The organism is Actimicrobium sp. GrIS 1.19 (assembly GCF_035984655.1).
GTDB lineage: Bacteria > Pseudomonadota > Gammaproteobacteria > Burkholderiales > Burkholderiaceae_D > Actimicrobium.
The window spans coordinates 54,674-77,282 of sequence record NZ_JAXCHT010000013.1 but is presented as its reverse complement, the minus strand read 5'-3'; the positions used below and the strand labels follow the sequence as shown (position 1 = coordinate 77,282).

General features: G+C 58.1%; 25 protein-coding genes and 2 pseudogenes. 11 read left to right on the top strand and 16 right to left on the bottom strand.

The annotated features are described in order from the left end of the window. Positions 1-128: 128 nt before the first annotated feature. Complete coding sequence (locus tag RCH09_RS11040) at positions 129-1,622, bottom strand: hypothetical protein (RefSeq protein ID WP_326941140.1); 1,494 nt, start codon at positions 1,620-1,622, stop codon at positions 129-131. Positions 1,623-1,891: 269 nt separating this feature from the next. Here RCH09_RS11040 and folE point away from each other — a divergent pair, with 269 nt between their 5' ends. The 3 genes from folE to RCH09_RS11025 all read left to right on the top strand — a co-directional run bounded on the left by folE (position 1,892) and on the right by RCH09_RS11025 (position 3,313). Next, positions 1,892-2,611, top strand: coding sequence for a GTP cyclohydrolase I (folE, locus tag RCH09_RS11035; RefSeq protein WP_326941139.1), 720 nt, complete (start codon positions 1,892-1,894; stop codon positions 2,609-2,611). A 15-nt stretch (positions 2,612-2,626) separates the two neighbouring features. Beyond that, positions 2,627-3,052 (top strand): BLUF domain-containing protein, encoded by a 426-nt coding sequence (locus RCH09_RS11030; protein ID WP_326941138.1) that lies wholly within the window; start codon positions 2,627-2,629, stop codon positions 3,050-3,052. A 108-nt stretch (positions 3,053-3,160) separates the two neighbouring features. Beyond that, positions 3,161-3,313 (top strand): hypothetical protein, encoded by a 153-nt coding sequence (locus RCH09_RS11025; RefSeq protein ID WP_326941137.1) that lies wholly within the window; start codon positions 3,161-3,163, stop codon positions 3,311-3,313. Here RCH09_RS11025 and RCH09_RS11020 read toward each other — a convergent pair whose 3' ends face one another. Continuing rightward, complete coding sequence (locus RCH09_RS11020; RefSeq protein ID WP_326941136.1) at positions 3,314-4,294, bottom strand: 2-dehydropantoate 2-reductase; 981 nt, start codon at positions 4,292-4,294, stop codon at positions 3,314-3,316. Between the two features lie 132 nt (positions 4,295-4,426). Further along, positions 4,427-5,443 carry a porin gene (locus tag RCH09_RS11015; protein ID WP_326941135.1) on the bottom strand — a complete coding sequence of 339 codons (1,017 nt, stop codon included), beginning with the start codon at positions 5,441-5,443 and terminating at the stop codon, positions 4,427-4,429. Between the two features lie 377 nt (positions 5,444-5,820). On the opposite strand from RCH09_RS11015, the gene RCH09_RS11010 reads away from it, so the two are divergent. Then, the gene (locus tag RCH09_RS11010; RefSeq protein ID WP_326941134.1) at positions 5,821-6,063 is read left to right on the top strand and encodes a hypothetical protein; all 243 of its coding nucleotides are present in this window, start codon (positions 5,821-5,823) and stop codon (positions 6,061-6,063) included. 292 nt (positions 6,064-6,355) lie between these two features. Here the strand turns inward: RCH09_RS11010 and minE are convergent, their stop codons facing one another. From minE to minC, 3 genes are read right to left on the bottom strand one after another with little or no spacing between them, the layout of a single operon-like run. Next, positions 6,356-6,619 (bottom strand): cell division topological specificity factor MinE, encoded by a 264-nt coding sequence (gene minE, locus RCH09_RS11005; RefSeq protein ID WP_326941180.1) that lies wholly within the window; start codon positions 6,617-6,619, stop codon positions 6,356-6,358. Position 6,620: 1 nt separating this feature from the next. Continuing rightward, positions 6,621-7,436 (bottom strand): septum site-determining protein MinD, encoded by an 816-nt coding sequence (gene minD / locus RCH09_RS11000; protein WP_326941133.1) that lies wholly within the window; start codon positions 7,434-7,436, stop codon positions 6,621-6,623. 29 nt (positions 7,437-7,465) lie between these two features. After that, a complete protein-coding gene (gene minC / locus RCH09_RS10995) occupies positions 7,466-8,194 on the bottom strand; it encodes a septum site-determining protein MinC (RefSeq protein WP_326941132.1) in 729 nt (242 codons plus the stop codon). Positions 8,195-8,355: 161 nt separating this feature from the next. Between minC and RCH09_RS10990 the strand changes: the two genes are divergently transcribed. Both RCH09_RS10990 and RCH09_RS10985 read left to right on the top strand, forming a co-directional pair. Further along, on the top strand, positions 8,356-9,258 hold the full coding sequence (locus tag RCH09_RS10990) for a recombination-associated protein RdgC (RefSeq protein WP_326941131.1): 903 nt from the start codon (positions 8,356-8,358) through the stop codon (positions 9,256-9,258). A 124-nt stretch (positions 9,259-9,382) separates the two neighbouring features. After that, positions 9,383-9,733, top strand: coding sequence for a hypothetical protein (locus RCH09_RS10985; RefSeq protein ID WP_326941130.1), 351 nt, complete (start codon positions 9,383-9,385; stop codon positions 9,731-9,733). Positions 9,734-9,808: 75 nt separating this feature from the next. On the opposite strand, the gene tnpA is transcribed toward RCH09_RS10985, so the two are convergent. Beyond that, positions 9,809-10,225: an IS200/IS605 family transposase gene (gene tnpA, locus RCH09_RS10980; protein WP_326941129.1), complete on the bottom strand. Its 417-nt coding sequence runs from the start codon at positions 10,223-10,225 to the stop codon at positions 9,809-9,811. Positions 10,226-10,246: 21 nt separating this feature from the next. On the opposite strand from tnpA, the gene RCH09_RS10975 reads away from it, so the two are divergent. Continuing rightward, positions 10,247-11,587 (top strand): RNA-guided endonuclease InsQ/TnpB family protein, encoded by a 1,341-nt coding sequence (locus RCH09_RS10975; protein ID WP_326941128.1) that lies wholly within the window; start codon positions 10,247-10,249, stop codon positions 11,585-11,587. Here RCH09_RS10975 and RCH09_RS10970 read toward each other — a convergent pair. Continuing rightward, a complete protein-coding gene (locus RCH09_RS10970) occupies positions 11,584-12,435 on the bottom strand; it encodes a class I SAM-dependent methyltransferase (RefSeq protein WP_326941127.1) in 852 nt (283 codons plus the stop codon). The genes RCH09_RS10975 and RCH09_RS10970 overlap by 4 nt on opposite strands. A 103-nt stretch (positions 12,436-12,538) precedes the next feature. Between RCH09_RS10970 and earP the strand changes: the two genes are divergently transcribed. Then, the gene (earP, locus tag RCH09_RS10965) at positions 12,539-13,717 is read left to right on the top strand and encodes an elongation factor P maturation arginine rhamnosyltransferase EarP (protein ID WP_326941126.1); all 1,179 of its coding nucleotides are present in this window, start codon (positions 12,539-12,541) and stop codon (positions 13,715-13,717) included. Between the two features lie 111 nt (positions 13,718-13,828). After that, positions 13,829-14,404, top strand: coding sequence for an elongation factor P (locus RCH09_RS10960; protein ID WP_326941125.1), 576 nt, complete (start codon positions 13,829-13,831; stop codon positions 14,402-14,404). 91 nt (positions 14,405-14,495) lie between these two features. On the opposite strand, the gene RCH09_RS10955 is transcribed toward RCH09_RS10960, so the two are convergent. The 6 genes and pseudogenes from RCH09_RS10955 to RCH09_RS10930 form a co-directional block, all read right to left on the bottom strand. After that, positions 14,496-15,734 carry a beta-ketoacyl-[acyl-carrier-protein] synthase family protein gene (locus RCH09_RS10955; RefSeq protein WP_326941124.1) on the bottom strand — a complete coding sequence of 413 codons (1,239 nt, stop codon included), beginning with the start codon at positions 15,732-15,734 and terminating at the stop codon, positions 14,496-14,498. Positions 15,735-15,739: 5 nt separating this feature from the next. Next, the gene (locus tag RCH09_RS10950) at positions 15,740-15,982 is read right to left on the bottom strand and encodes a phosphopantetheine-binding protein (protein ID WP_326941123.1); all 243 of its coding nucleotides are present in this window, start codon (positions 15,980-15,982) and stop codon (positions 15,740-15,742) included. Between the two features lie 34 nt (positions 15,983-16,016). After that, positions 16,017-16,850 carry an alpha/beta hydrolase gene (locus tag RCH09_RS10945; protein WP_326941122.1) on the bottom strand — a complete coding sequence of 278 codons (834 nt, stop codon included), beginning with the start codon at positions 16,848-16,850 and terminating at the stop codon, positions 16,017-16,019. A 113-nt stretch (positions 16,851-16,963) separates the two neighbouring features. Beyond that, positions 16,964-17,113 carry a cytochrome bd-I oxidase subunit CydX gene (cydX, locus tag RCH09_RS10940; protein ID WP_326941121.1) on the bottom strand — a complete coding sequence of 50 codons (150 nt, stop codon included), beginning with the start codon at positions 17,111-17,113 and terminating at the stop codon, positions 16,964-16,966. Positions 17,114-17,130: 17 nt separating this feature from the next. Next, positions 17,131-18,273 (bottom strand): cytochrome d ubiquinol oxidase subunit II, encoded by a 1,143-nt coding sequence (gene cydB / locus RCH09_RS10935; RefSeq protein WP_326941120.1) that lies wholly within the window; start codon positions 18,271-18,273, stop codon positions 17,131-17,133. Between the two features lie 8 nt (positions 18,274-18,281). After that, positions 18,282-19,661 (bottom strand): annotated as a pseudogene (locus tag RCH09_RS10930) (cytochrome ubiquinol oxidase subunit I); the annotation flags it as partial. 123 nt (positions 19,662-19,784) lie between these two features. On the opposite strand from RCH09_RS10930, the gene RCH09_RS10925 reads away from it, so the two are divergent. Further along, entirely contained in the window at positions 19,785-21,050 is a 1,266-nt protein-coding gene (locus RCH09_RS10925) for an RNA-guided endonuclease InsQ/TnpB family protein (protein ID WP_326941119.1), read from the top strand. 57 nt (positions 21,051-21,107) lie between these two features. On the opposite strand, the pseudogene RCH09_RS10920 reads toward RCH09_RS10925, so the two are convergent. Beyond that, a pseudogene (locus RCH09_RS10920) lies at positions 21,108-21,299 on the bottom strand (cytochrome ubiquinol oxidase subunit I); the annotation flags it as partial. Further along, positions 21,286-21,498: a cytochrome oxidase putative small subunit CydP gene (cydP, locus tag RCH09_RS10915; RefSeq protein ID WP_326941118.1), complete on the bottom strand. Its 213-nt coding sequence runs from the start codon at positions 21,496-21,498 to the stop codon at positions 21,286-21,288. The gene cydP and the pseudogene RCH09_RS10920, both read right to left, overlap by 14 nt. Positions 21,499-21,775: 277 nt before the next feature. Between cydP and RCH09_RS10910 the strand changes: the two genes are divergently transcribed. Then, on the top strand, positions 21,776-22,594 hold the full coding sequence (locus RCH09_RS10910; protein ID WP_326941117.1) for a DUF4198 domain-containing protein: 819 nt from the start codon (positions 21,776-21,778) through the stop codon (positions 22,592-22,594). Positions 22,595-22,609 lie beyond the last annotated feature (15 nt).

Sequence of the window (22,609 nt, the reverse complement as noted above, 5' to 3'; positions counted from 1 at the left end):
TGGCGGCATTACGTGAGCGCAGTCGCGGCAGTAGCTGCCGGCTACGCCGCCGCGGCTGGCCGTTTCCGGCTTGCTGGCGGCATCGGTATGGTGCGCGCCGGCAAGATCAAGGTTGGCGATATCGACGATCAGCTGTCTGATTTGCGCCGTGCATTCAGTGCGGGCGCCCCGCTTGTCGCACCCGCTGCCGAGGCTCTGGAATTCGTGTACACGGCGCGCCGTATCCATGCGTAGGCCGAGTGTACGTTGCCACGACGCGCGGGCCGAAGGACACTGTGCAGCCAGTCCTGAAACTCTTCGATTTTTTGCTGTTTCTGCGCCGCGTCGATGTCGGGATCTTTATTCATAGCGAGGTATTCGCCGTAGCGCTCGGCAATTTGTCGCAGGGTCGTGGTGCTTTTCACCGCGGTGCCGGCGTCGTCGGTCGTGCCGGCCTTGATGCCCTTTGCGCCGTTGATGGCCACATTGAGGACTTTTTGTTCCATATCCCGCCCTGGTCCGCCGGATAGTTGAAACGCAGTTTGCGCCATCGCATTGACGCCCACAGCAGCCGCTGTCGCACCAATCGGCGCGGCCGGCCCGGCGATGCTGGCGAGCTGGCCGGCACGGCGGGCGCCAATCGATTCCCGATTGCTTTTCCATTCGGCCCGCGCGTTGCGGTACGTCAATTTGTACTCTGCCTCGATACGCAACATCGGCTCGGCGGTAGCGAGCGCCTCACGCAGCCTGTGCAGGGCATTGGCCCGATCCGCGCGTGAGTCGCTGTCATCGATGGCGCTGGCGGCCTCCAGTGCTTCATGCAGTTCCTGGGCCGCAGCCTTGATGCCACCGCCGCCGACGAACTTGTCGCGCAGTTCGAGCATTGCCATCGACGCCTGCATGATGCCTGGTGCGGTCTCCATGGCGCGGGTGGGTTTGGCGGCGCCGTGTGGAATGTTGTCCTCGTTGCCTTTGTAGTCAAGCCGGTCTTCCCCGATAAGAAATGCAGACGGACCGTTCAACAACTGGACGCCAATACGCGCACCCGATGTCGCAACAATGCTGGTCGGGTCCTTGGCGGCGACCACGCCGACACCCAATGCGCCTACGATCGCGTTGATCATTTCCATCCGATACAGGTGCAGATGATCGGTACCGGCGGCCCGGATGCTTGCCCAGAGGTCTTCGTCCGCCGGATTCTGGCCCACCGCCATCAGGAAGGCGTTGAAGGCTTCCTGCTCATACTCCTTGCGTGATTTCAGTTCCGGGAACAGTTTGGCACCAACGGCGGGCCGGCTCGACTTGCGGCGCCACAAGCGTTCTTCTTCGAGCAGGGCGATCATCCTGGCGTATTGCACTACGTCGATCTTGTCGGGGCTTTGTTGCCGCATTTCGCCTAGCCAATTGGCGCATATTTCTTCGGTTTGCAAGGCCCAGCCGTTGGCAACGCATCGGAAGGCCGGGGTGGCGAAGACGAAGTGGGGTCGGACCACCTGGGTTGCGCGATTGCCCAACACCGGCCCGGCGTTGGCGCGATCCGTTTCCCGCCGGTTGCGCTGTTGCGCCTGGCATTCCACCAACAGCGGATTCAACGGCGGCGCTGTCTGCGCGGGCGGCGGCGAGGGCGGGCGTTTTCGGAACAAGGTTCGCATCAGAATTGGTGGCTGCCAGAGTTAAATATCGCATTCTGCCGAGCCCGCCCAAACCGGCGGTGCGTTTGTCCGTGTGTGGTGGTCTCAGCGGGTGTCGAGAGGAACCGTCTGCACGTGGGTGGGCGCAGTGGGGTTTTGGTTCCGTTGCGCCAGGCCTGCGGTGCCGCCAACGACGGCTGCGCAATTCAGTTACCATGCTGGAGGGGTAACTGTTGCCGGTTCGGTTGTTCCCGCCATCATCATTCTTATTGCCTATTCCAATGACACTGAACACTCCCAAGCCCGACGCATCCGCTGATGCTGCCACGCCCGTATCGCAATTGATCCGCCAGCGCATCGAAGCCAGCGCCACGCGGTTCCATGCCAACGACAATATTGCCGCTTTTATCGAGCCGGGTGAGCTGGATGCCTTGCTGGTCGAGGTACAGGGCAAATTGCAGGGTGTGCTGGAAAGCCTGGTGATCGATACCAGCAGCGACCACAACACCCAGGACACCGCGCGGCGCGTGGCCAAGATGTATATCAACGAGATTTTTCGCGGCCGCTACACGCCGATGCCGGCGTTGACGGAATTTCCGAATGCGTCACATCTGAATGAATTGATGATCATTGGCCCGATCACCGTGCGCAGCGCCTGTTCGCATCACCTGTGCCCGATCATGGGGCGGGTCTGGATTGGCCTGATGCCCAATGAGCATTCGAACCTGATCGGCCTGTCGAAATATGTGCGCATCGCCGACTGGATCATGAGCCGGCCGCAGATCCAGGAAGAGGCCGTGGTGCAACTGGCCGACCTGCTGCAGGAGATGATCCAGCCCGATGGTCTGGCGATCGTCATGGAAGCCGATCACTTTTGCATGCACTGGCGCGGGGTCAAGGACACGGATGCGAAGATGGTCAACAGCGTGATGCGCGGATCATTTCTGAAGGACGTCAATCTGCGCCGCGAATTTCTGTCGCTGCGCAACGGTAAACAATAATCGGGAGATTGCACCATGCTGGTTCGCTTACTGTACGCAAGTCGCACGAACGACAAGATCGCGCCCGAACTGATCAACGCCATCATGACCCAGGCGCGCGCCAACAACCCGGAACGGGGTCTGACCGGCATCCTGTGTTTCAGCGATCACATCTTCATTCAGGTGCTCGAAGGCGGGCGCGACGCGGTCAATGCGCTGTATGGCCAGATTCTGCGCGACACACGTCATCACGACGTGCAGTTGCTGGACTATGCCGAAATTACCGAGCGGCGTTTCGCGGGCTGGACCATGGGCCACGTGAACCTGGCCAAGCTCAATACGTCGGTGCTGCTGAAGTATTCGGAACTGCCGGAGCTCAATCCTTTCGTCGTTTCAGGCAAGGTGTCGATGGCGTTGCTCGAGGAATTGATTGCGACTGCAGCGATCGTCGGCCGGGCCTGAACCGTGCCGGGAAATAGTTTAACGAATGTTGGTTTGCGCACAGAGCGGCGCGCCGTTAGAGCAGAAGATCCGGGTACTGAAACGATCTCTACTCCAACGAAAGCCGCCATGAAACCTTCTGCAAAAGTTCGCTCCTTCGGTGCCTTTTTCGTCAGCGCCGTATTTATGCTGCTGACGTTCGCGATTGGCGGCGCAGCATTGGCGGACTGGATGCCGGACGGCGACGGTCTGCCGGTCGACATTGCAGCGTTGGCTGAATAATCAATCCGGATAGAGCCCGCGCGTTCGCGCAAACAGGCGCACCAGCCCGAACAGACTGTCGATGTTGGGGGTGGCAATTCCCAGGCGCTGGCCAATTTCATGCACGGCGCCGATCAGCGCATCGATTTCCAATCCTTTCCCCGCCTCGACATCCTGCAGCATCGATGTCTTGAACGCGCCCAGCTTGCGCGTGAGCTGCATTCTTTCTTCTCCGCTCTGTGCGATCGGGCAGCCAATTTCCGCACCGATAACGGTGGCTTCCTGCATCGCCTTCAGGCATAACGCGCGCACCAGCGGATCATCCAGCAATTTGTCGCAGGTGGCGCCAGTGATGGCCGACAGCGGATTCATGGTCATGTTGCCCCACAGCTTGTACCAGATATCGCTGCGGATATCGGCACCGGCATCAGCGTCAAAACCGGCCTGATTCAAGAGCGCGGCGACCTGCGCCAGCCGGGTGGATAGTCCGCCCAGTGCCTCACCCACGATCAGGCGATTGCCAAAACCTGGCCGCACCATGCCTGGCTCCGGTGCGCTGCACGTCAAATGCACCACGCAACCGATGATCTGCTGCACCGGTATCGCCCGACGCAGCGCGCCAGTTGCGTCCAGGGTGTCGAGTCGCATGCCGGCATGGGGTACCGCCGGATTCTCAAAGAACCACCATGGCACGCCATTCATTGCGCTGAGCACGATGGTATCCGGTCCCAGCAGCGGATGAATCTGCGTCGCGACGTCGGCCAGTCCGGTGGCCTTGACCGCCACCACCACCAGATCCTGCACGCCAAGACGGGCTGGATCGCTTTCGGCACGGACCTTAACGGCGACGGTGCTTGCACCGCTGTCGATACGCAGTCCATGCGTGTTGATCGCATCAAGGGTGCGGCCACGCGCGATCATGGACAAGCCATCCTGATGCCGGGCCAGTCGCGCCGCGATTAATCCGCCGACCGCCCCTGCGCCAATCACCGTAATTTTCATATTCAGTCCTTAAGACGATTTCCTGTTCATGCCGGCAGTGTAGTCGGCAATCGCATCGGGCATAAAAAAAGGCACCCGAAGGTGCCTTTTCACATTGCTTGCATTACAGCAGGCTCGCGCCTGCAGCAACCATTAGAACGTGTGGCGAACGCCGACGTCGAACAGTTTGTCGGTTGCACCAGGAGCTACGACGTTGAGCGAAGCAGCGCCGTCGTTCTTGGTGTTCGAGTACGACGTGTACAGGTTGGTACGCTTCGACATCGCGTAGGTGTAACCCAGAGCGTATTGCTTCGACTCAGCCTGGTTAGCCAGAGCCTTGTCGGTGCGACGGGTGTAGTCGAACAGGAAAGCGTGCGGGCCAAATGGCACGGTAACGCCAACCATCTGGTCACGATGGGTGATCGAGTTCGAATCGTTACGATCGTAGTCGAACAGGGTGTGAACCTTGACGACTGAGAAATCGTAAGTCGCGCCGGCCAAAGTGATCTTCTCTTTGTTGGTGTCGGTTGCGTTCTGGATGTTGTGCTGGGTCAGCGAAACCAACAGTGGGCCGTTTTCGTATTGCGCCGAAGCGGTTACCTGGGTGCTTGCCTTGCTGTTACCAGCAACTTCACCGAAGCCATACTGGAATTGACCAGTGAAGCCAGCGAAGTTAGGCGTTGCGTAGCTGACCGTGTTGTCCATACGGCCGCTCGATTTTCCGCCAGCGACGTCAAGTGAGCCACTGTCGTTGAAGAAACGCTCGGCGCTACCGGCCAGGCCGATGTGGAATGGATCGATTGCATCGAGTGCATTACGCAGCAATGTGGTTTGACGACCCAGTTTCAGGGTACCCAGACCGCTGTTCAGGCCAACGTAGGCTTGACGACCGAAGGCCTTGTTGCTTTGACCGAAACCACCTTGATCGACGTTGATGCCGGTTTCCAGAACGAACAGACCTTTCAGACCGCCACCCAGATCTTCGGTACCGCGGAAGCCCAAACGGCTGCCCGATTGAATACCGCTGTCAAGACGGGTCGTGCTGGCTGTACCGTTGTTGTCACGGGAAACGCCAGCGTCAACGACGCCGTACATGGTGACCGAAGTCTGGGCCGAAGCGGCACCAGCGAACGCGCCAAGAATGGCGAGTGCAAAAAGCGATTTTTTCATTATGAGTTTCCTGGTTAAAAATTAAAGGTGTTCCGGACCGCCGTGCTGCCATCAGGTGTCGATGCCAAAAAAGTTTGGCACCAGCCGGGCACTACCGCTGAATCGTGTCAACGCGAACGATATAACAGCAAAATGACCGCTTAGTGACTTAATGGAACCATCACCACGTTGCCATTGCGTTATACGACTACGTCGGCTGTCAGAAGTTGCATGCCAACCAAAAAATGACTGCTTGTCCATCGCGGCTATTCGAGCGCCTGATAACGACAACGCTTGAACCTGCACGCAATACACTCGGCATTTCATGTAAAGCACGAATTCAGAACCTCAACTGTTCGCCTGTCTCTTGTCGCTGCTTACTCCCAGCTTTGGCTTGCGTGGCGTACGAATTTCGTTCTGAACCGCATCGCAGCAATTTTTCGATTAACTACACCGATGCGCAGGCCGAATTCTATTCGATTTTAAAAAAGCATGCGCGCAGCCTGCTTTTGCGCCTGCCTGACTTTCCGGTGATCGCTGGACGAAGGCCGATTGCACCGCACCAAAGCTGGCGTCAAGAGGAATTGATGTCAAATATGAATGTCTCATTATCGCAACATTTTTATCAAAAATTGACGTGAGTATTTATATGTGTATCGCATTAAATTCGGGCATTGACACGTCAAAAACCAGGAAGTGCTCCCGCTGTCCATCAGTAAACATCATGTGATCGGCAATGGGGATTCTCGTCGGAGTCAATTTTTAGGGATTTGTTTTTCCCGTGAGGAACAAGGAGGGCGTGGGCATTTATTGCCATTTGACGGCATTTGCAGATATTTATTTGCGTGTGTGGGACGCAAATACCGTGCAAAGCGTCTGTTTACTCCCCGTTAAAAGAGGCCTGTCAACATAATCGTTGGCAGGCACTGCCTTTTATGCGCCGGGTGCGGCATCCGGTAACACGACATTGACATCCAGCACTTCCAGATTGCCTTGGCGATCCAGTGAAATTTTGATGTCGTCCGCATTGACCTTGGTGTATTTCGAAATCACCGCGATCAATTCCTTGTGCAGCGCCGGTAAAAAGTCGGGCCCGGCGCGGCCGTTGCGCTCCCGCGCAATGATGATCTGGAGGCGCTCTTTGGCCGCGTTGGCAGTCTTGGGCTTGTTTGCGAATAAAAAGGATAAGAGAGCCATTTTATTTTCCCCTGAAGATGCGCTGCAGGAAACCTGGTTTTTCATACGTGGTAAAGCGCAGCGGCACGTCTTCGCCGAGGAAGCGTGACACCAGATCGTGATACGCCTGTGACACGTCGCTGCCTTCTATATGAATAGCCGGGTTGCCTTGATTCGAGGCGGCCAGCACCGATTCCGATTCGGGAATGATGCCCACCAGCGGGATGCGCAGGATTTCCTGGACGTCGGTGTAAGACAACATCTCGCCGGCTTCGACGCGCTTGGGGACGTAGCGTGTAATCAGCAGATGTTCCTTGACCGGTTCGCCACCGTTCTGGGCGCGGCGCGATTTCGCCTGAATGATGCCCAGGATCCGGTCCGAGTCGCGCACTGACGAGACTTCCGGGTTGGTCACGATGATCGCTTCGTCGGCGAACGTCAGCGCCATGACGGCGCCGCGCTCGATGCCGGCAGGCGAATCGCAGATGATGTATTCAAACCCCATTGCATCGAGGTCCTTGAGCACGCGCTCGACACCTTCCTCGGACAGGGCATCCTTGTCGCGCGTTTGCGAAGCCGGCAATACATACAGATTGTCGCAATGCTTGTCCTTGATCAGGGCTTGATTCAGGGTCGCTTCATTGTTAATGACGTTGATCAGGTCATACACGACCCGCCGTTCGCAGCCCATGATGAGGTCGAGATTGCGCAGGCCGACATCGAAATCGAGCACGGCGGTTTTATGGCCGCGCAGGGCGAGTCCGGAAGCGAAACTCGCGCTCGAGGTGGTCTTGCCGACACCACCTTTACCGGACGTTACAACGATGACTTTTGCCACAAAAAAACTCCTTTCGGGGAAGTTGACAATCAGGAATGGATTGATAGTACGTCGAGCCGGTCACCGACCAGCCGAATTTGTACGGGATGCGCTCCCAGGCCTTCCGGGTAGCCGTTGTCGAACGTGCGATAGATGCCTGCAATCGAGACCAGCTCGGCCTCCATTGTTGCCGCAAAAATGCGCGCGTCGCGATTGCCGCTGGCGCCGGCCAGCGCACGGCCGCGCAACGGCGCATAGACATGTATGCTGCCGTCGGCAATGACTTCGGCGCCATTGTTGACCGCCGCCGTGATGATCAGGTCGCATCCGCGTGCGTAAATACGCTGCCCGGCACGCACCGGCGTATCGAGGATCATCGTCGTTGCGGCCGGATTGCTGGCAACCGGTGCAGGCGCGGCTGCGCGCACTGGTTGCGGCGCTTCCGCCACGCGCGGCCGGGCGCTGCGATCGAGCGTCAAACCATTGGCTAGGATTTCGGCTTCGAGCTCGGCGGGCGCATTGCGCACCGCAACCGCATGCAGCCGGTACGATTTGAGAAGGCTGACCAGCGCCGGCCAGTCCAGCCGATTGTCGGCCAGGTTCAATGCCGACAGATCGATCACGGCCAGTTCGTCTTCAAAAAAATCGGATTCGCCGCCGGTCATCTCGCGCATCGCGGCGTCGAGCCGGGCGGGGTCGGTTTGATGCAGAATTGCGGAAATCGCGACTACAGTGGATATCTTGATGTCGATAGGTTTGCTGGTCTGGTTTTTTTGCATGAGGCAGTCTTGGTGAGGCGAATTGTACGGCTCGCCGGGTGCTGTGCGATATGCGGGCTTCTGGCCAATTGGCTTCACATTATACCGCCTTGGATCCACCCAAAAATCTGAAAATCGCCGGGAGCCGCGTGTAGAATACGATCCTTTTTCGTCAGACTGCCATGTGGTTCAAGAACCTTCAGATTTACCGTCTTCCCGCACCGTGGGACATGAATGCCGAGAAGCTCGAAGCGGCACTCACGCCACAAACTTTCCAACCCTGCACCAGCCTGGACATGCAGACCCAAGGCTGGATCTCGCCGCGCGAGAACGGCATTCTGGTGCACTCCGTCAATCAACAACTGCTGATTGCGCTTGGCACCGAAAAGAAACTGTTGCCAGCCAGTGTCATCAATCAGGTGTCCAAGGCCAAAGCCACCGAGATCGAAGAACAGCAAGGCTTCAAGCCAGGGCGCAAGCAAATGCGCGAAATCAAGGAGCAGGTCACCGATGAGCTGCTGCCGCGCGCATTCAGCATCAACCGTACGACCTGGGCATGGATTGACCCGGTCAATGGCTGGCTGGTTATCGATGCCGGCACTGCCGCCAAGGCTGACGAAGTCATCAAGTTGCTCATCAAGGGCATCGACAAACTGCCGCTGGAAGCCTTGCACGTCGTGCAGTCTCCGGTGTCGGCAATGACCGAATGGCTGGCCGCCGACACGGCCCCAAAGGGTTTCACGGTGGATCAGGATACCGAACTGCGCGCGCAGGGCGAAGGCAAGGCGACGGTGCGCTATGTCAGCCAGACAATCGAGCCGGATGATGTCCAGCGCCACATTGCCAGCGGCAAGCAGTGCACCCGCCTGGCAATGACTTGGGCTGATCGGATTTCCTTTGTGCTGACGGAGTCATTGACCATCAAGCGCGTGGCTGCGCTGGATGTGATCAAGGAAAATGCCGACACCTCGTCGCGCGACGATGACGAGCGCTTTGATTCGGACCTGATGCTGATGACCGGAGAGCTGGCGAAGCTGCTGGATGACCTGGTTTTTGCATTGGGCGGACAGATGCAGGTGAAGTAAGCAGGCAAACGGTGGGCTGCGAGACAGATTCCTGGAAACATCTCCTTACGTGCCTTACCGCAGCAGCCTGTCCGCATGTCGGCGCAGGGTATCTAATGAGGCACATACTCAAAGGAGATCCAGCATGAACAAAATGATGACTATCGCTGCAGGCATTGCCACTGGTGCAGTTTTACTGCTGGCATCCTTGCCCGCCAGTGCCGGGGGCGTCGACATTGGCGTCAATATCGGGCTGCCAGGCGTCTACCAGCAGCCGGTCTATGTCCAACAGCAGCCGGTCTACGTGCAGCAGCGTCCCGTCTACGTGCAGGAACGTTACGAAAGTGACTGGCGCGAGCGTCAGTTTAGGGCGCGTGAGTGGCAAGAGCGCCATCGTCATGAGGACAACGACGGCTATCGTCGCCATGACAATGACCGGGATCACGACCGCGATCGCGGCTATGAGCGCGGACATGGCCGCGGACACGACGATTGATCGGTTGCGCGGCAAACCTCGCCCTTCAGGGCGGGGTCAAGAGCGCGGACGGCAAAGTCGTCCGGTTTGGTGCGTCTAGTGTGGTGTTTGCTGCTGTTCGATGTACTGCCGGATAACGGCAATGGGTGCGCCACCGCAGCTACCGGCAAAGTAGGAAGGCGACCATAGCGCGCCGCCCCATAGCTTCTTGCGGATGCTCGGGTAGTTCTTCTTCCGAATCATGCGGCTGGAAACGCCTTTCAGGCTGTTGACCAGATTGGAAACGGAAACCTTGGGCGGATAGTTCACCAGCAAGTGCACATGGTCATCCTCGCCGTCGAACTCCACCAGTTCCGCTTCAAAGTCCGTGCAGACGCTGGCGAACATCGGGCGCAGGTCGTCAAGAATTTCTTTTGTGAATACTTCACGGCGGTATTTTGTCACGAAGACCAAATGCACATGCATCAGGAAAACGCATTGTCTTCCGTGTCGAATATCGTTGTCATTGCTCATAGACCAAACTATAATTGAAGTATGCAACGCTTACAAGCCTACAAATACGAACTGATGCCCGATGGCGAGCAAGAGCGCGATATGCGCCGCTTCGCTGGGTCATGCCGGTTCGTCTACAACAAAGCGCTAACGATGCAACAGGAGAACCACGAGGCGGGCAACAAGTTCATTGGCTACGTCGCCATGGCGAAGCAATTGACTGGGTGGCGCAATGGTCCCGACACACCTTGGCTGAAGGACGCGCCGTGTCACCCACTGCAACATGCCTTGAAAGATTTGGAGAAGGCGTACAAGAATTTCTTCGAGAAACGCGCCGACTTTCCAAAATTTAAGCGCAAGGGTAGCGGTGATACTTTTCGCTACCCCGACTCGAAACAGATCAAGCTCGATCAGGGTAACGGCCGAATCTGCCTTCCCAAGCTCGGCTGGCTGCGCTACCGCAACAGCCGTGATGTGCTGGGCGAGGTCCGCAATGTCACCGTGAGTCAGTCGGGCGGCAAGTGGTTCGCGTCGATCCAGACGCAACGCGAAGCCGAACAGTCGCTGCCCACGGCGACCACCGCCATCGGCATCGATGTCGGTATCGCCCGCTTCGCCACGTTCAGCGATGGAGACTTCGTCGCGCCGCTCAACAGCTTCAAGAAACACCAGCAACGCCTTGCGCGCTACCAGCGCCGCATGAGCCGTAAGGTCAAGTTCAGCAGTAACTGGAAGAAGGCGAAGGCCCGCGTCCAGAAGATTCACACCGGCATCGCTAACGCCCGCAAAGACTTCCTGCACAAAACCACAACAACGATCAGCCAAAACCACGCGCTCGTCTGTATTGAGGATTTGCAGGTACGGAATATGTCCAAGTCTTCCAAAGGCAATAGCGAACAGCCCGGCAAAAAGGTAGCGCAGAAATCTGGCCTGAACCGTTCCATTCTCGATCAGGGTTGGGGCGAGTTCAGACGCCAACTGGCATATAAGGTAGTTTGGCACGGCGGAATGTTAATGGCCGTTCCGCCTCACCATACAAGCCAGACGTGCCCGGCCTGTGCCCATGTATCGAAAGAAAATCGGCAAACACAAGCGAAATTCCTGTGCGTCGATTGCGGTTACGAAAATCACGCCGATGTGGTCGGTGCGATCAATGTTTTAGCGCGAGGACATCGCGTCTTAGCCTGTGAAGAGACGGCGCAGTCAGGCCGCTCGATGAAGCAGGTTCCCACCGAAGCGACTCGCAAATCATCGCGCAGCGCCGTAGGAATCCCCGTCCTAAAGGGCGGGGAGGATGTCAACCGTCCCGCCTGGTTTCTGTACCTGATCACCCAACCTCCGATTGCATCGGGGGTTTTTTTTGGTTCACGCGATAGCCGTTAGTCCACCTGCGTGACAAAAAACCGTTCAGCCATTTCTTCCAGTCCGACCGAGGCCAGCACCTCCTGCAAACGTTCAGCCGGACGTCGGCGCGGCAGATCCTTGTAGGTCGCGATGATCAGTTCGTTTTTCATCGAATGCTCCCACCCGACCAGTTCGGTCACGCTGACCTGATAGCCATGTGCTTCCAGTTGCAGGCAGCGCAGCACATTGGTGATCTGACTGCCGAATTCGCGTGTGTGCAGCGGATGGCGCCACAATTCGGTGAGCGCATTTTTTCCCAGCGACTTGCCCTTCAGCCGATTCAGCACCGAAGCGACTTCCGCCTGACAGCACGGCACCAGCACCAGATGACTGGCGTTCTTCTTGAGGGCAAACTGGATGGCATCATCGGTTGCGGTATTGCAGGCATGTAGCGCCGTGACAATGTCGATTTTTTCGGGCAGCAGTTCCGAGTTGATCGAATCAGCGACCGACAGATTCAGGAACGACATGCCGGGAAAATTCAGCCGAAGGGCGAGCGCCTCGGATTTCTTGACCAGTTCGTCACGGGTTTCAATTCCGTAGATGTGTGACGCGTCGGTCCGTGATTTGAAGAACAGGTCATACAGGATGAAACCAAGGTACGACTTTCCGGCGCCGTGATCGACCAGCCGGATGCCGCTTTGATCGTCACTGTCGCGCGTGGCCAGAACCGCGTTCATCAATGGCTCGATGAATTGGTATAAATGATAAACCTGCTTCAGTTTGCGACGGCTGTCCTGATTCAGTTTGCCGTCGCGGGTGAGAATGTGCAGTTCCTTGAGCAGTTCGATCGACTGGCCGGGGCGAATTTCGGGAATGTCTTGCATCGGGTAATCCTTGCTGGGTGAGGGCGGCAGTATACGCGCTACACGCAATGCGTTCTTCGGCATAATGCGCTTTTCCTCGCTGCCTGAAACCGAATCCGCAAAAATGCTCCCGACCCGATCCTCTCTCGCCCTGTTTTGCAAGGTTGTCGACAACTATGGCGACATCGGTATTTGCTGGCGTCTTGCAAGGCAGCTAACGCAAGAGCACCATCTGGCGGTGTCGTTGTGGGTCGATGATCTGCGCAGCTTTCAACGGCTTTGCCCCGAGGTCGCATTGGAAGCCGACGTGCAACAGATTGCCGGTGTGACGATTCGCCAGTGGCGTGATCAGGACGGCGTGTTTGCGGTCAGGGACGTGGCCGATATCGTCATTGAGTTTTTTGGTTGCGATATTCCGCCTGGCTACATTGCCGCGATGGCGCAGTGCCGCCCGCGCCCGCTGTGGTTCAATCTCGAGGGATTGAGCGCCGAGCAATGGGTGGAGGACTGTCACACCCTGCCTTCACCGCATCCGCGCCTGTCGCTGACGAAGCATTTCTTCTTCCCGGGCTTCACTGCACGCACAGGCGGCTTGTTGCGCGAAGCAGCGTTGGACATTGAGCGCGACGCATTTCAGGCAGGTCGATCGGAGCTGGCCGGTTTTCTTGGACAATTCGGCGTCACGCCAGCGGAAATCGTCTCGACCAAGGTATCCCTGTTTTGCTATCCGCACGCGCCGGTTCGGGCCCTCTTCGACGCCTGGCAAGCTGGCGCTGAGCCCGTCACCTGCCTGGTGCCGGAAGGCGTTGCGGTTGAAACCGTTGAGGGTTTTCTCGGGGTACGCGCGGCAGCAGGCGCCGTGCAGACGCAGGGCGCGCTGACAGTGCGGGTCTTGCCATTTGTCGCGCAACGCGATTACGATAAGATTCTGTGGGCCTGCGACGTCAATGTCGTGCGTGGCGAGGATTCGTTCGTGCGGGCGCAGTGGGCGGGCAAGCCGTTTGTCTGGCATATCTACCCGCAGGATAAGAACCTGCACCGCGTAAAACTGAAGGCCTTCCTGCAAGCTTACGCACCGGATATCGACAGCGTGACCGCGTTCTCGTTGCACTGGAATGGCGCGGTCGCAGATGAAGCAAACTGCGCGACAGACTGGCCTGCGATGTGGCGGGCATTGCAGGATGATCGGGCCGCGATTGCGCTCAGGGCGACGACGTGGCAGCAGGAAATGTTGGCGAATGGCGATCTGGCTGGCAATTTGATGCGGTTCGCGGCTGTGCTGCGGTCGGTACCGGAAGATTAGAAGGTATAATCTTGGGCTAATTTCCAACGAATTCGATCAAATGTGCGCTGAGGGGCTTTTGACCAACAGGCGACGTTGATTTTCATGCAACCCACCTTACATACACACTTTATGAAACCTGCAAAAGAAGTTCGCGTCGGCAATATCATCATGATTGACAGCAAGCCGATGATCATCTTGCGTTCTGATGTCAATGGTTCAAGCCGCACGGGTTTTACGTACAAATGGAAGATGAAGAACCTGCTGACCAATAGCCCGCAGGAAAACGTCATGCGTGGCGACGACAAGTTCGACGTGGTCGTGCTCGATAAAAAACCGGTGACGTATTCGTATTTCGCAGATCCGTTGTTCGTGTTCATGGATGCCGAGTACAACCAGTTTGAAATCGAAGAAGAGAACCTGGGCGATGCGTTGCATTACCTCAAGGACGGCATGGAATGCGAAGCCATTTTTTATGACGGCAAAGCCATTTCGGTAGAGCTGCCGACCACTCTGGTGCGCCAGGTGATCTACTCGGAGCCTGCGGTCAAGGGCAATACGTCCGGCAATGTGCTGAAGGAAGCGACCATTGAAAATGCAGTCGAGGCACATCGGCACACGGTTCAGGTACCGCTGTTTGTTGCCCAGGACGACATGATCGAGATCGATACCCGTACCAACGAGTACAAGCGCATCATCCGCAACTAAGTAGCCGCAATCGTCCCGAAGCAATTCGGGCGAGGCAAAAAAAAAACACTGCTGAATTCGACAGCAGTGCTTTTTTTGCCTGACGCGGTCGTCAATTGTTCGGGAATGGCGTAGCGATCAGTGCCACATTGCTGCCGCCGAATGCGAACGAATTCGACATCGCCGCGCGTACCGACTGGTTCAGGCGGGCCTCGTTGGGAACATAATCCAGATCGCACAGCGGGTCCGGTTGGGTCAGGAACGCGGTGGGCGGGACTGACTGGGTGCGCAGGGCCTGCACCGTCAGGACAAATTCCAGCGCACCGGCTGCGCCAAGTGTGTGACCGTGTACCGCTTTGGTCGAGCTGACCATCAGTGCCGCGGCATGGGCGCCAAAGACTTCCTTGATCGATGTGGTTTCGGCGATGTCGCCTGCCGCAGTGGCGGCGCCATGGGCATTGATGTAGTCGATCCCTGCGGCCCCCATGCCGGCCTGTGCCAATGCCATGCGCATCGCGCGCGCCTGTCCGTGCGGGTCGGGTTTGGTCATGTGGGTCGCGTCGTTGCTGGTGCCATAGCCGACCAGCTCGGCCAGGATGGTGGCGCCGCGCGCCTGCGCCGATGACAACGATTCAAGCATCACTGCTGCACCCGCTTCACCCAATACCAATCCACTGCGATCCGACGAGAACGGCTTGCAGGAACGTCGCGCATCGTCGGGATCTGCAAAGGCAATGACCCGCAATGCCTCCCACGAGGTCATGACGCCGAAGGTGAGCAACGCTTCCGAGCCACCGGCCAGCACCCGTGGTGCGTAGCCGTGACGGATGTGCCGAAATGCCTCGCCGATGGCCTGCGCCGACGAGACGCAGGCACTGCTGAAGGTCATGACGCTGCCGCCGAATCCTGCCTTGAGCGCGATGTGCGAGGCCGAGGAATTGTTCATGCCGGCGACGATGGACAGCGGTCGGACGCGATTCTTTTCGGCGACGAACAAGTCCACATAGGCCGCCTCAAGCGTATTTGCGCCGCCCATGCCGGTGCCCCAGAACACGCCGCTGTCGGTGAGGTCATGTTGCGTCGGGTCGATGCCGGCTTGCTGCAGCGCCTCACTGGCTGCAATCCAGGCGAGCAGGGCAACGCGATCGAACAGCGGTGCTTCGGCTTTCTTGATCAGGTCCGGCAGGGGAAAACGAATTTGTGCGGCAACTTGCGCGATGTGGTGATGGGCGGAATCGACTTGCGCCAGATCGATTCCCGATTGCGCGCCGAGAGCCTGGGTGAAATTGGTGTCAGCGCCGATCCCAAGCGCCGAAATGGCACCGATTCCGGTGATGACGACGCGTTCCATCCCGGTCAGGCTGCCGGTTTGTTGTTGATCAGACGGTCGATGTTGTCGGCGATGTCCTGCACGATCACCAGGCTCGGACGCTCGTCGCCGAAGCTGATATCGAATTCATCCTCGAGATCAAACATCAATTCCGCGACGGTCAGCGAATCGGCGCCCAGCGTTACCAGTTCGGTGTCGGGCAGGATCGTGTTGACATCGAGTTCGAGGCGCTCCGACAACAATTTTGCTACGGTAGAAAAAGAAGTCATGAAATCAGTTCGGGTGAGTGATGCGGCAAAAATGTTACGCCGATTTTTTTTCTGGTTGGCGCCAGGATTGGATTGCCTGATCGAAGAAGCCGACCGTCTCGCTGGCAACCAGTTCCTTTTCATTATCAAGTGTAATGATGTGATAACTGTCATGCAAAATTATCTTCTTCTTCATTGTCGAGGCAATGCTGCGTTCGACCAGATCCGCGCTCTTCGGTGTTGCCACATCGTCTTCTTCGGCATGCATGATCAGCGTCGGACAACGAACGGTCGCAAGCGTTTTCCGAACGCGACGAATCAGTCGGTCCGCCTGGAAGATGCCTTCTGCGGACAGGCGTGCAGCGCCAGCAGCGGACGAGGTTGATACTTCCATCTCCCGCGCGATCCACTTGCGCAGGTTGGCATTCTTGATGCCGAACGGATAACGTTCCTTGTAGGAGTACAAATAGCGTGCCGGGGTGTAGTAGGCCAGCGGCAGCAGGAACCGGTATTTGGGGATGCTCCAGCCGTCGTAGCTCAGCGTGGTCGCCAGCAACGAGAGTGCGGCGATTTCGTCGGAACGTTCGCTCGCCAGACGCAGCGCCAGCACCGCGCCGATGCACAGGCCGACCACGGAGACGGAATCATGGTTACGCTTGAGCGTATCGAATTGGCGCTGCACTTCGTCATACCATTGCTCGCTGCGGGTCGTCGCAAACGAGGTATTCTGGCCGCTGGCATAGCCATAGCCGGGAATCAGCGGAATGGTGACCGAGTAGCCGGCGCGCTGCAATTTTCTGCCGACAAATTGCATTTCAAGCGGATTGCCGAGCAATCCGTGTAGCGCCAGCACTGCATGCGGGCCGCCTGATAGTTCTATGGACCGCATGATGGTGGGCGACTTCCGGGAAAGTGAACGTAAGTAGGAGCTCGATTTTGGCGCATTATACCGTGATGCCGGTTCGCCGTTCGTGAACCGCACGCATGTTTTTGAGCCAATCGCTACCCCTCCTTGCGCGACTGCTCAAAATTGCGAACTGTCTCTTTTTCGTCACGTTGGCCAAATGCGTAATTGGCCTCCAGCCACATCACATTGATGATGTCGAAGGCCAGTGCCAGGCCAAGTCCGAGAATCCAGGTGAAATACCACATTGCCCGCTCCTTGAAGATCAATATGCGCCGTGTTCGTTGTCGCGAATGTGTGCCAGCGTGACCTTGCCGCGCATGATCCGGTACACCCAGCTAGTGTAGAGGATCACGACTGGCATCATGATCACGACGATCCAGAACATCAGTCCGAGCGACTTCTGGCTGGCCACGGCATCCCAGACGGTCAGACTGCTGGCCGGGTGCGACGACGACGGCATGATGAACGGGAACAGTGTGACACCGGCAGTGAGGATGATTCCGGCGACTGCGGTGCCACTGGCAAGAAACGCAGTGAGGGCAAGTCGTCGCCAGCTCGCCAGGAAGCTGCCGAGTGCGGCAAGCAGGGCCACGGCCGGGATGGCAGCCGTTGCCGGCCAGCGGACATAGTTCGCCATCCAGCCGCCGGCTGCGGTACAGACGGTTTTTGCCAACGGCATGAAGGCACTGTTGGGATCGGGCATGGCGGTGATCCTGAATCCCTGGATGCCGTTGGCGACCCAGACGCCGCCGCCGATGAACAATCCGATGACGATCAGCGCGGCAATCATCGCGGCCGCGCGGGCCCGCCGCGCCACCTCGGCGTCGGTTTTCACCTGCAGGAACGTAGCGCCATGCAAGGCCAGCATGGCGACGCTCAGCAGCCCGGCAAGGATGCCGAACGGATTGAGCAGGGCAAAAAAGTCGCCGGTATATTCCATGCGCATGGTGTCGTCATAGTGAAACGGCACACCCAGCAGCAGATTGCCAAAGGCCACGCCAAACACCAGCGAAGGCACGAAGCCGCCGGCAAACAGGCACCAATCCCACGTCGAGCGCCAACGCGGATCGGCAATCTTGCTGCGGTAATCGAAACCGACCGGCCGGAAGAACAGCGCAAACAGCACCAGCATCAAGGCAATGTAAAAGCCCGAGAACGCCGCGCCATACAGTAGCGGCCAGGCCGCAAACAGCGCGCCGCCAGCGGTAATGAACCAGGTCTGATTGCCCTCCCAGGTCGGGCCGATGGTGTTGATGACGACACGCCGTTCGCCATCGCTGCGGCCGACGAAGGGCAGCAACATGCCGACGCCCAGATCGAATCCGTCGGTTAGCGCAAAGCCGATCAGGAGCACACCGATGAAGCCCCACCAGATGATTTTCAGTGTTTCATAGTCGAATGGCATGATCGGCCTCAGGCGGTGGCGGCAACAGGATGTTCAAAATGGTAGCGGCCCAGGTGCAGGCTGCTCGGGCCAAGTCGCACATACTTAATCATCAGGAACACTTCGATCACCAGCAGCAGCGTATAAAAGCCGAGGAATCCGGCCAGGCTGAACTACAGGCTCGACGGTTGCAGGGTCGAGGCGGACAGATGGGTCGGCAGCACCCCGGCAATGGTCCACGGCTGGCGTCCATACTCGGCCACCACCCAACCCAGCTCGGCGGCGACCCAGGGTAACGGAATGCTGCAGACTGCCAGCCGCAGCAACCAGCGCTGCGGCGTCAGCCGTTTGCGCACCAGGAAATAGAACGCGCTCGCAAAAATGAACAGGAACAGCAGGCCCAGTCCGACCATCGCGCGGAACGACCAGAACAGCGGGGCGACATTCGGGATGGTGTCATTGACCGCCGACTGGATTTGTTCTGGCGTCGCATCGATCACGTTGGGCGTGTACTTTTTGAGCAGAAGACCATAGCCGAGGTCGGCTTTCAAACGGTTGAAGTCGGCGCGCGCTTCGGCTGATTTGTCGCCGGACTTCAGGCGGGTCAGGGCGGCATAGGCCAGCATGCCGTTGCGAATGCGCACCGCATGTTGCTGCTTGAGCTCCTTGATGCCGGTTACCTTCCCGTCGGTGGAGCGGGTCGCAATCAGGCCCAGCACATACGGAATCTTGACGGCGTAATCCGTGTGCTCGGTCTGGTTGTTGGGCAGTCCGATGACGGTGATGCCGGCAGGGGCCGGCTGGGTTTCCCACTCGGCTTCAATGGTAGCCAGCTTGACCTTGTTGACTTCGCCATCGGTGTAACCCGATTCGTCGCCCAGCACAATCACCGACAGCGTGGAAGCCAGCCCGAAGGCAGCGGCGATCGCAAACGAGCGCAGCGCGAATGCGGTATCGCGCGCCTTGAGCAGGTAGAACGATGACACGCCCAGCACGAACATCGACGCAGTCACATACCCGGCCGCGACCGTGTGGACAAACTTGACCTGCGCCACCGGATTGAAAATGACATCCTTGATGCTGCCCAGCTCCATGCGCATCGTTTCGACATTGAATTCCGCGCCGACCGGGTTGTTCATCCAGCCGTTTGCAATCAGGATTCACAGCGCCGACAGACTGGACCCGAGCGCGACCAGGAAGGTCACCAACAGATGCTGCTGGCGCGAGAGCCGGTCCCAGCCGAAGAAAAACAGCCCGACGAAGGTCGACTCCAGAAAGAAGGCCATCATCCCTTCGATGGCCAGCGGCGTGCCGAAAATGTCGCCGACATAATGCGAGTAGTAAGCCCAGTTGGTGCCGAACTGGATTTCCAGCGTGATGCCGGTCGTCACGCCCATTGCAAAATTGATCGGAATGCGTGACAAACCTCGTCCTTCAGGGCTGGGAAGGATAACGCGGACGACGACGCCGGCCTTGCCTTTGTTTTCGCCTTACTCTTGCCACGATCGATTTCGACTCTGTATCTTTACAACATGATCCGACGCCAAGCCTTCAAATACGAACTGATGCCCAACGGCCTGCACCAGCGCACGCTGCGACGCTTTGGCGGCGCGTGCCGGTTTGTTTTTAACAAGGCATTGGCGTTGCAGCAGGACAATCGCGCCGCCGGCGGCAAGTTCATCCGCTATGAATCGGTGGCGAAGCTTCTCACCGGCTGGCGCCACAGCAGCGAAACCCCGTGGCTGGCTGACGCTCCCAACCATCCTTTACAGCACGCGCTGAAAGACCTCGATCGCGCCTACCAGAATTTCTTTGCCGGTCGCGCCGACTTCCCAACGTTCAAGAAGAAGGGCCGCGGTGACAGCTTTCGCTATCCGGACGCAAAACAATTCAAGGTGGAGCCGGGCAACGCCCGGATCTTCCTGCCCAAACTCGGCTGGATCCGCTACCGCAACAGCCGCGACATCGTAGGCTCCATCAAGAACATCACTGTGTCGACAAAAGCAGGCAAATGGTTCGTGTCGATTCAGACCGAGCGCGAAGTGGCAGAACCTGTGCCGGTGGCAACCGACGCCGTCGGTGTCGACGTGGGCATTACCCGCTTCGCCACCCTGTCGGATGGCTCCTGCGTCGCACCATTGGACAGTTTCAAGAAGCACCAACAGCGTCTGGCGAAATACCAGCGCCGGATGAGTAGGAAGGTCAAATTCAGCAGCAACTGGAAGAAAGCCAAGGCCAAAGTAACGCAGATTCACGTTGACATTGGCAATGTAAGAAACGACTTCCTGCACAAGGCGACAACGACCATCAGCAACAACCACGCGCTGGTCGCCGTCGAAGACTTGAAGATCGTGAATATGACCAGGTCGTCGAAAGGCACGATTGAAACCCCAGGTACGAACGTGCGTGCCAAGGCGGGATTGAATCGGGCAATTCTCGACCAGGGATGGGGCGAGTTTGGCCGGCAGCTTGAATATAAACTCTACTGGAACGGCGGGTATTTTATGAAGGTGTCCGCCCACCACACCAGCCAGACATGCCCGTGCTGCGGGCATGTCGACAAGGACAATCGTAAGACCCAGTCGGCATTTCTGTGTACCGTGTGCTGGTACGAGAACAATGCTGATGTCGTAGGCGCGATCAACGTGCTGGATCGCGCCTTGGCGCAACTGTCTCAACCGAGCAATGAAGAAGGGCCGGACACGGCCCGGATCGCCTGTGAAGTGAACGGCGCTGTCAGGCCGTCAGCAGCAGGAACCCACCGAAGCGACGTGCAAGAGGTTTTGTGTGCGCAGTAGGAATCCCCGTCCTTTGCGCGCAAGCGCCAGCCGTCAGGCTGAGGGCGGGGAGGATGTCAAGCCGAACAGCTTGCCCCAGAATTTGGTCATGTCCCGGTAGATTTCCTTGCCGGTCATCAGATACACCGATTCCATGATTACAAGTATTCACGACAGGCCGAGTGTCAGCGGTACGAACAGGAAATGGTACAGCGCGGTTGCGCCGAATTGCAGGCGCGACAGGGCGATGACTTCGTCAACGGGGATCATTGGGGTTCTCGCGGCGGGGTGGGGGAACGGGGGCCGGCGCCGACAGCAGGTGCTGTTCGACCTGCGGTGTCGGCATGCGCATTTTCCTGGTTTGCGGGGCGGAGAAGAAAGCGCTCCAGAGTAGCCACAGCAGCAGCGCCTTGCACATCAACACGATCGTGATTTCCAGCCAGAGCGGCAGTGCCGTCAGGCGTCTCATGGCGGCGTCCGTGCAGCCACGGCTTTGACGCGAACCAGGTTGCGCAGCGCCAGCAGTGTCCGGCTTGGCGAATCCATGTTCATCAATGACGTCACCTTGTTCTGACTTTTCAGTCTCTGGTGGAAGCGGGAAGACAAGGAGATGGTAAGCGACAAATGTAACTATGCCATTGATAACGCAGAATCACGCTCGCGAAAAAAAGGCGCATCCGGGGACGCGTGCGCGCCGTATAGAGATCCATACCGGATCGGTATGGTCACGTTGAATCGGGAAGCGCATGGACAACTGGTTGAAAAAAGTATTGCCAACGCTGTTGCTGCTTGTTCCCGGCGTGGGAATGACGCACGAATTCTGGATCAGTGCGACGCCATTTTCCGCCGCGGTCGGCGCGCAGGCGCAGCTGCAGATGGCCGTGGGCGAATACTTCGAGGGAGTCCAGGCAGGTTTTCTCACCAGCCATACCGCGGCGCTGCGGCATTATGCGAACGGTCAGTTGGTCGATTTGATGCCCCTGGTGCCCACCACCGAGGCGGTCGGAGCAATTCCCGTCACGCTTGCGCGAGCGGGGACACATCTGATTGCGTTCGATAGCCATCCGGCGCAAATTACCCTCGCTGCGGACAAGTTCGAGGCCTATTTGCACGACGAAGGACTGGACCGATTGATCCTGCAGCGCAAGATCGGCAACAAATCCGCCGAGCCGGGGCGCGAACGATTCCGTCGCAACACCAAGACACTGCTGCGTGCCGGCGGCAAGACAGACGACACCTTTGCCGTGCGCACCGGCCAGCGGTTGGAAATCCTGCCGCTGAACGACCCGCTATCGCAACCGGTGGGAGCGCCACTGCGGCTGAGGTTACTGTTCGACGGCAAGCCGCTGACGAATGCATTGCTCAGAGCCTGGCACCATCAGCAGCAGCAAACCGTTTCGATTCGCGCCCTGACCGATGCCAATGGCGAAACGAGCTTCAATTTGCCCTACAGCGGCGTCTGGATGATCAGCACGGTGCAGATGATCGCGGCCACCGATTCGGCGGAAGTGGATTGGGACAGTTTCTGGGGCAGCCTTATGTTCGAGGTGCCGGCCCGAAAATAGGCGGGCCGGCCAGCA

Coding starts and splice junctions, on each gene's coding strand:
- RCH09_RS10910 (WP_326941117.1), top strand. CDS start 21,776: ATGGACAACTGGTTGAAAAAAGTATTGCCAACGCTGTTGCTGCTTGTT.
- RCH09_RS10990 (WP_326941131.1), top strand. CDS start 8,356: ATGTGGTTCAAGAACCTTCAGATTTACCGTCTTCCCGCACCGTGGGAC.
- RCH09_RS11025 (WP_326941137.1), top strand. CDS start 3,161: ATGAAACCTTCTGCAAAAGTTCGCTCCTTCGGTGCCTTTTTCGTCAGC.
- cydX (WP_326941121.1), bottom strand. CDS start 17,113: ATGTGGTATTTCACCTGGATTCTCGGACTTGGCCTGGCACTGGCCTTC.
- RCH09_RS10975 (WP_326941128.1), top strand. CDS start 10,247: ATGCAACGCTTACAAGCCTACAAATACGAACTGATGCCCGATGGCGAG.
- earP (WP_326941126.1), top strand. CDS start 12,539: ATGCTCCCGACCCGATCCTCTCTCGCCCTGTTTTGCAAGGTTGTCGAC.
- RCH09_RS11030 (WP_326941138.1), top strand. CDS start 2,627: ATGCTGGTTCGCTTACTGTACGCAAGTCGCACGAACGACAAGATCGCG.
- RCH09_RS11020 (WP_326941136.1), bottom strand. CDS start 4,294: ATGAAAATTACGGTGATTGGCGCAGGGGCGGTCGGCGGATTAATCGCG.
- RCH09_RS10955 (WP_326941124.1), bottom strand. CDS start 15,734: ATGGAACGCGTCGTCATCACCGGAATCGGTGCCATTTCGGCGCTTGGG.
- cydP (WP_326941118.1), bottom strand. CDS start 21,498: ATGAGACGCCTGACGGCACTGCCGCTCTGGCTGGAAATCACGATCGTG.
- RCH09_RS10985 (WP_326941130.1), top strand. CDS start 9,383: ATGAACAAAATGATGACTATCGCTGCAGGCATTGCCACTGGTGCAGTT.
- RCH09_RS10970 (WP_326941127.1), bottom strand. CDS start 12,435: ATGCAAGACATTCCCGAAATTCGCCCCGGCCAGTCGATCGAACTGCTC.
- RCH09_RS10950 (WP_326941123.1), bottom strand. CDS start 15,982: ATGACTTCTTTTTCTACCGTAGCAAAATTGTTGTCGGAGCGCCTCGAA.
- RCH09_RS10925 (WP_326941119.1), top strand. CDS start 19,785: ATGATCCGACGCCAAGCCTTCAAATACGAACTGATGCCCAACGGCCTG.
- RCH09_RS11015 (WP_326941135.1), bottom strand. CDS start 5,443: ATGAAAAAATCGCTTTTTGCACTCGCCATTCTTGGCGCGTTCGCTGGT.
- folE (WP_326941139.1), top strand. CDS start 1,892: ATGACACTGAACACTCCCAAGCCCGACGCATCCGCTGATGCTGCCACG.
- RCH09_RS10960 (WP_326941125.1), top strand. CDS start 13,829: ATGAAACCTGCAAAAGAAGTTCGCGTCGGCAATATCATCATGATTGAC.
- RCH09_RS10945 (WP_326941122.1), bottom strand. CDS start 16,850: ATGCGGTCCATAGAACTATCAGGCGGCCCGCATGCAGTGCTGGCGCTA.
- minC (WP_326941132.1), bottom strand. CDS start 8,194: ATGCAAAAAAACCAGACCAGCAAACCTATCGACATCAAGATATCCACT.
- tnpA (WP_326941129.1), bottom strand. CDS start 10,225: ATGAGCAATGACAACGATATTCGACACGGAAGACAATGCGTTTTCCTG.
- cydB (WP_326941120.1), bottom strand. CDS start 18,273: ATGCCATTCGACTATGAAACACTGAAAATCATCTGGTGGGGCTTCATC.
- minE (WP_326941180.1), bottom strand. CDS start 6,619: ATGGCTCTCTTATCCTTTTTATTCGCAAACAAGCCCAAGACTGCCAAC.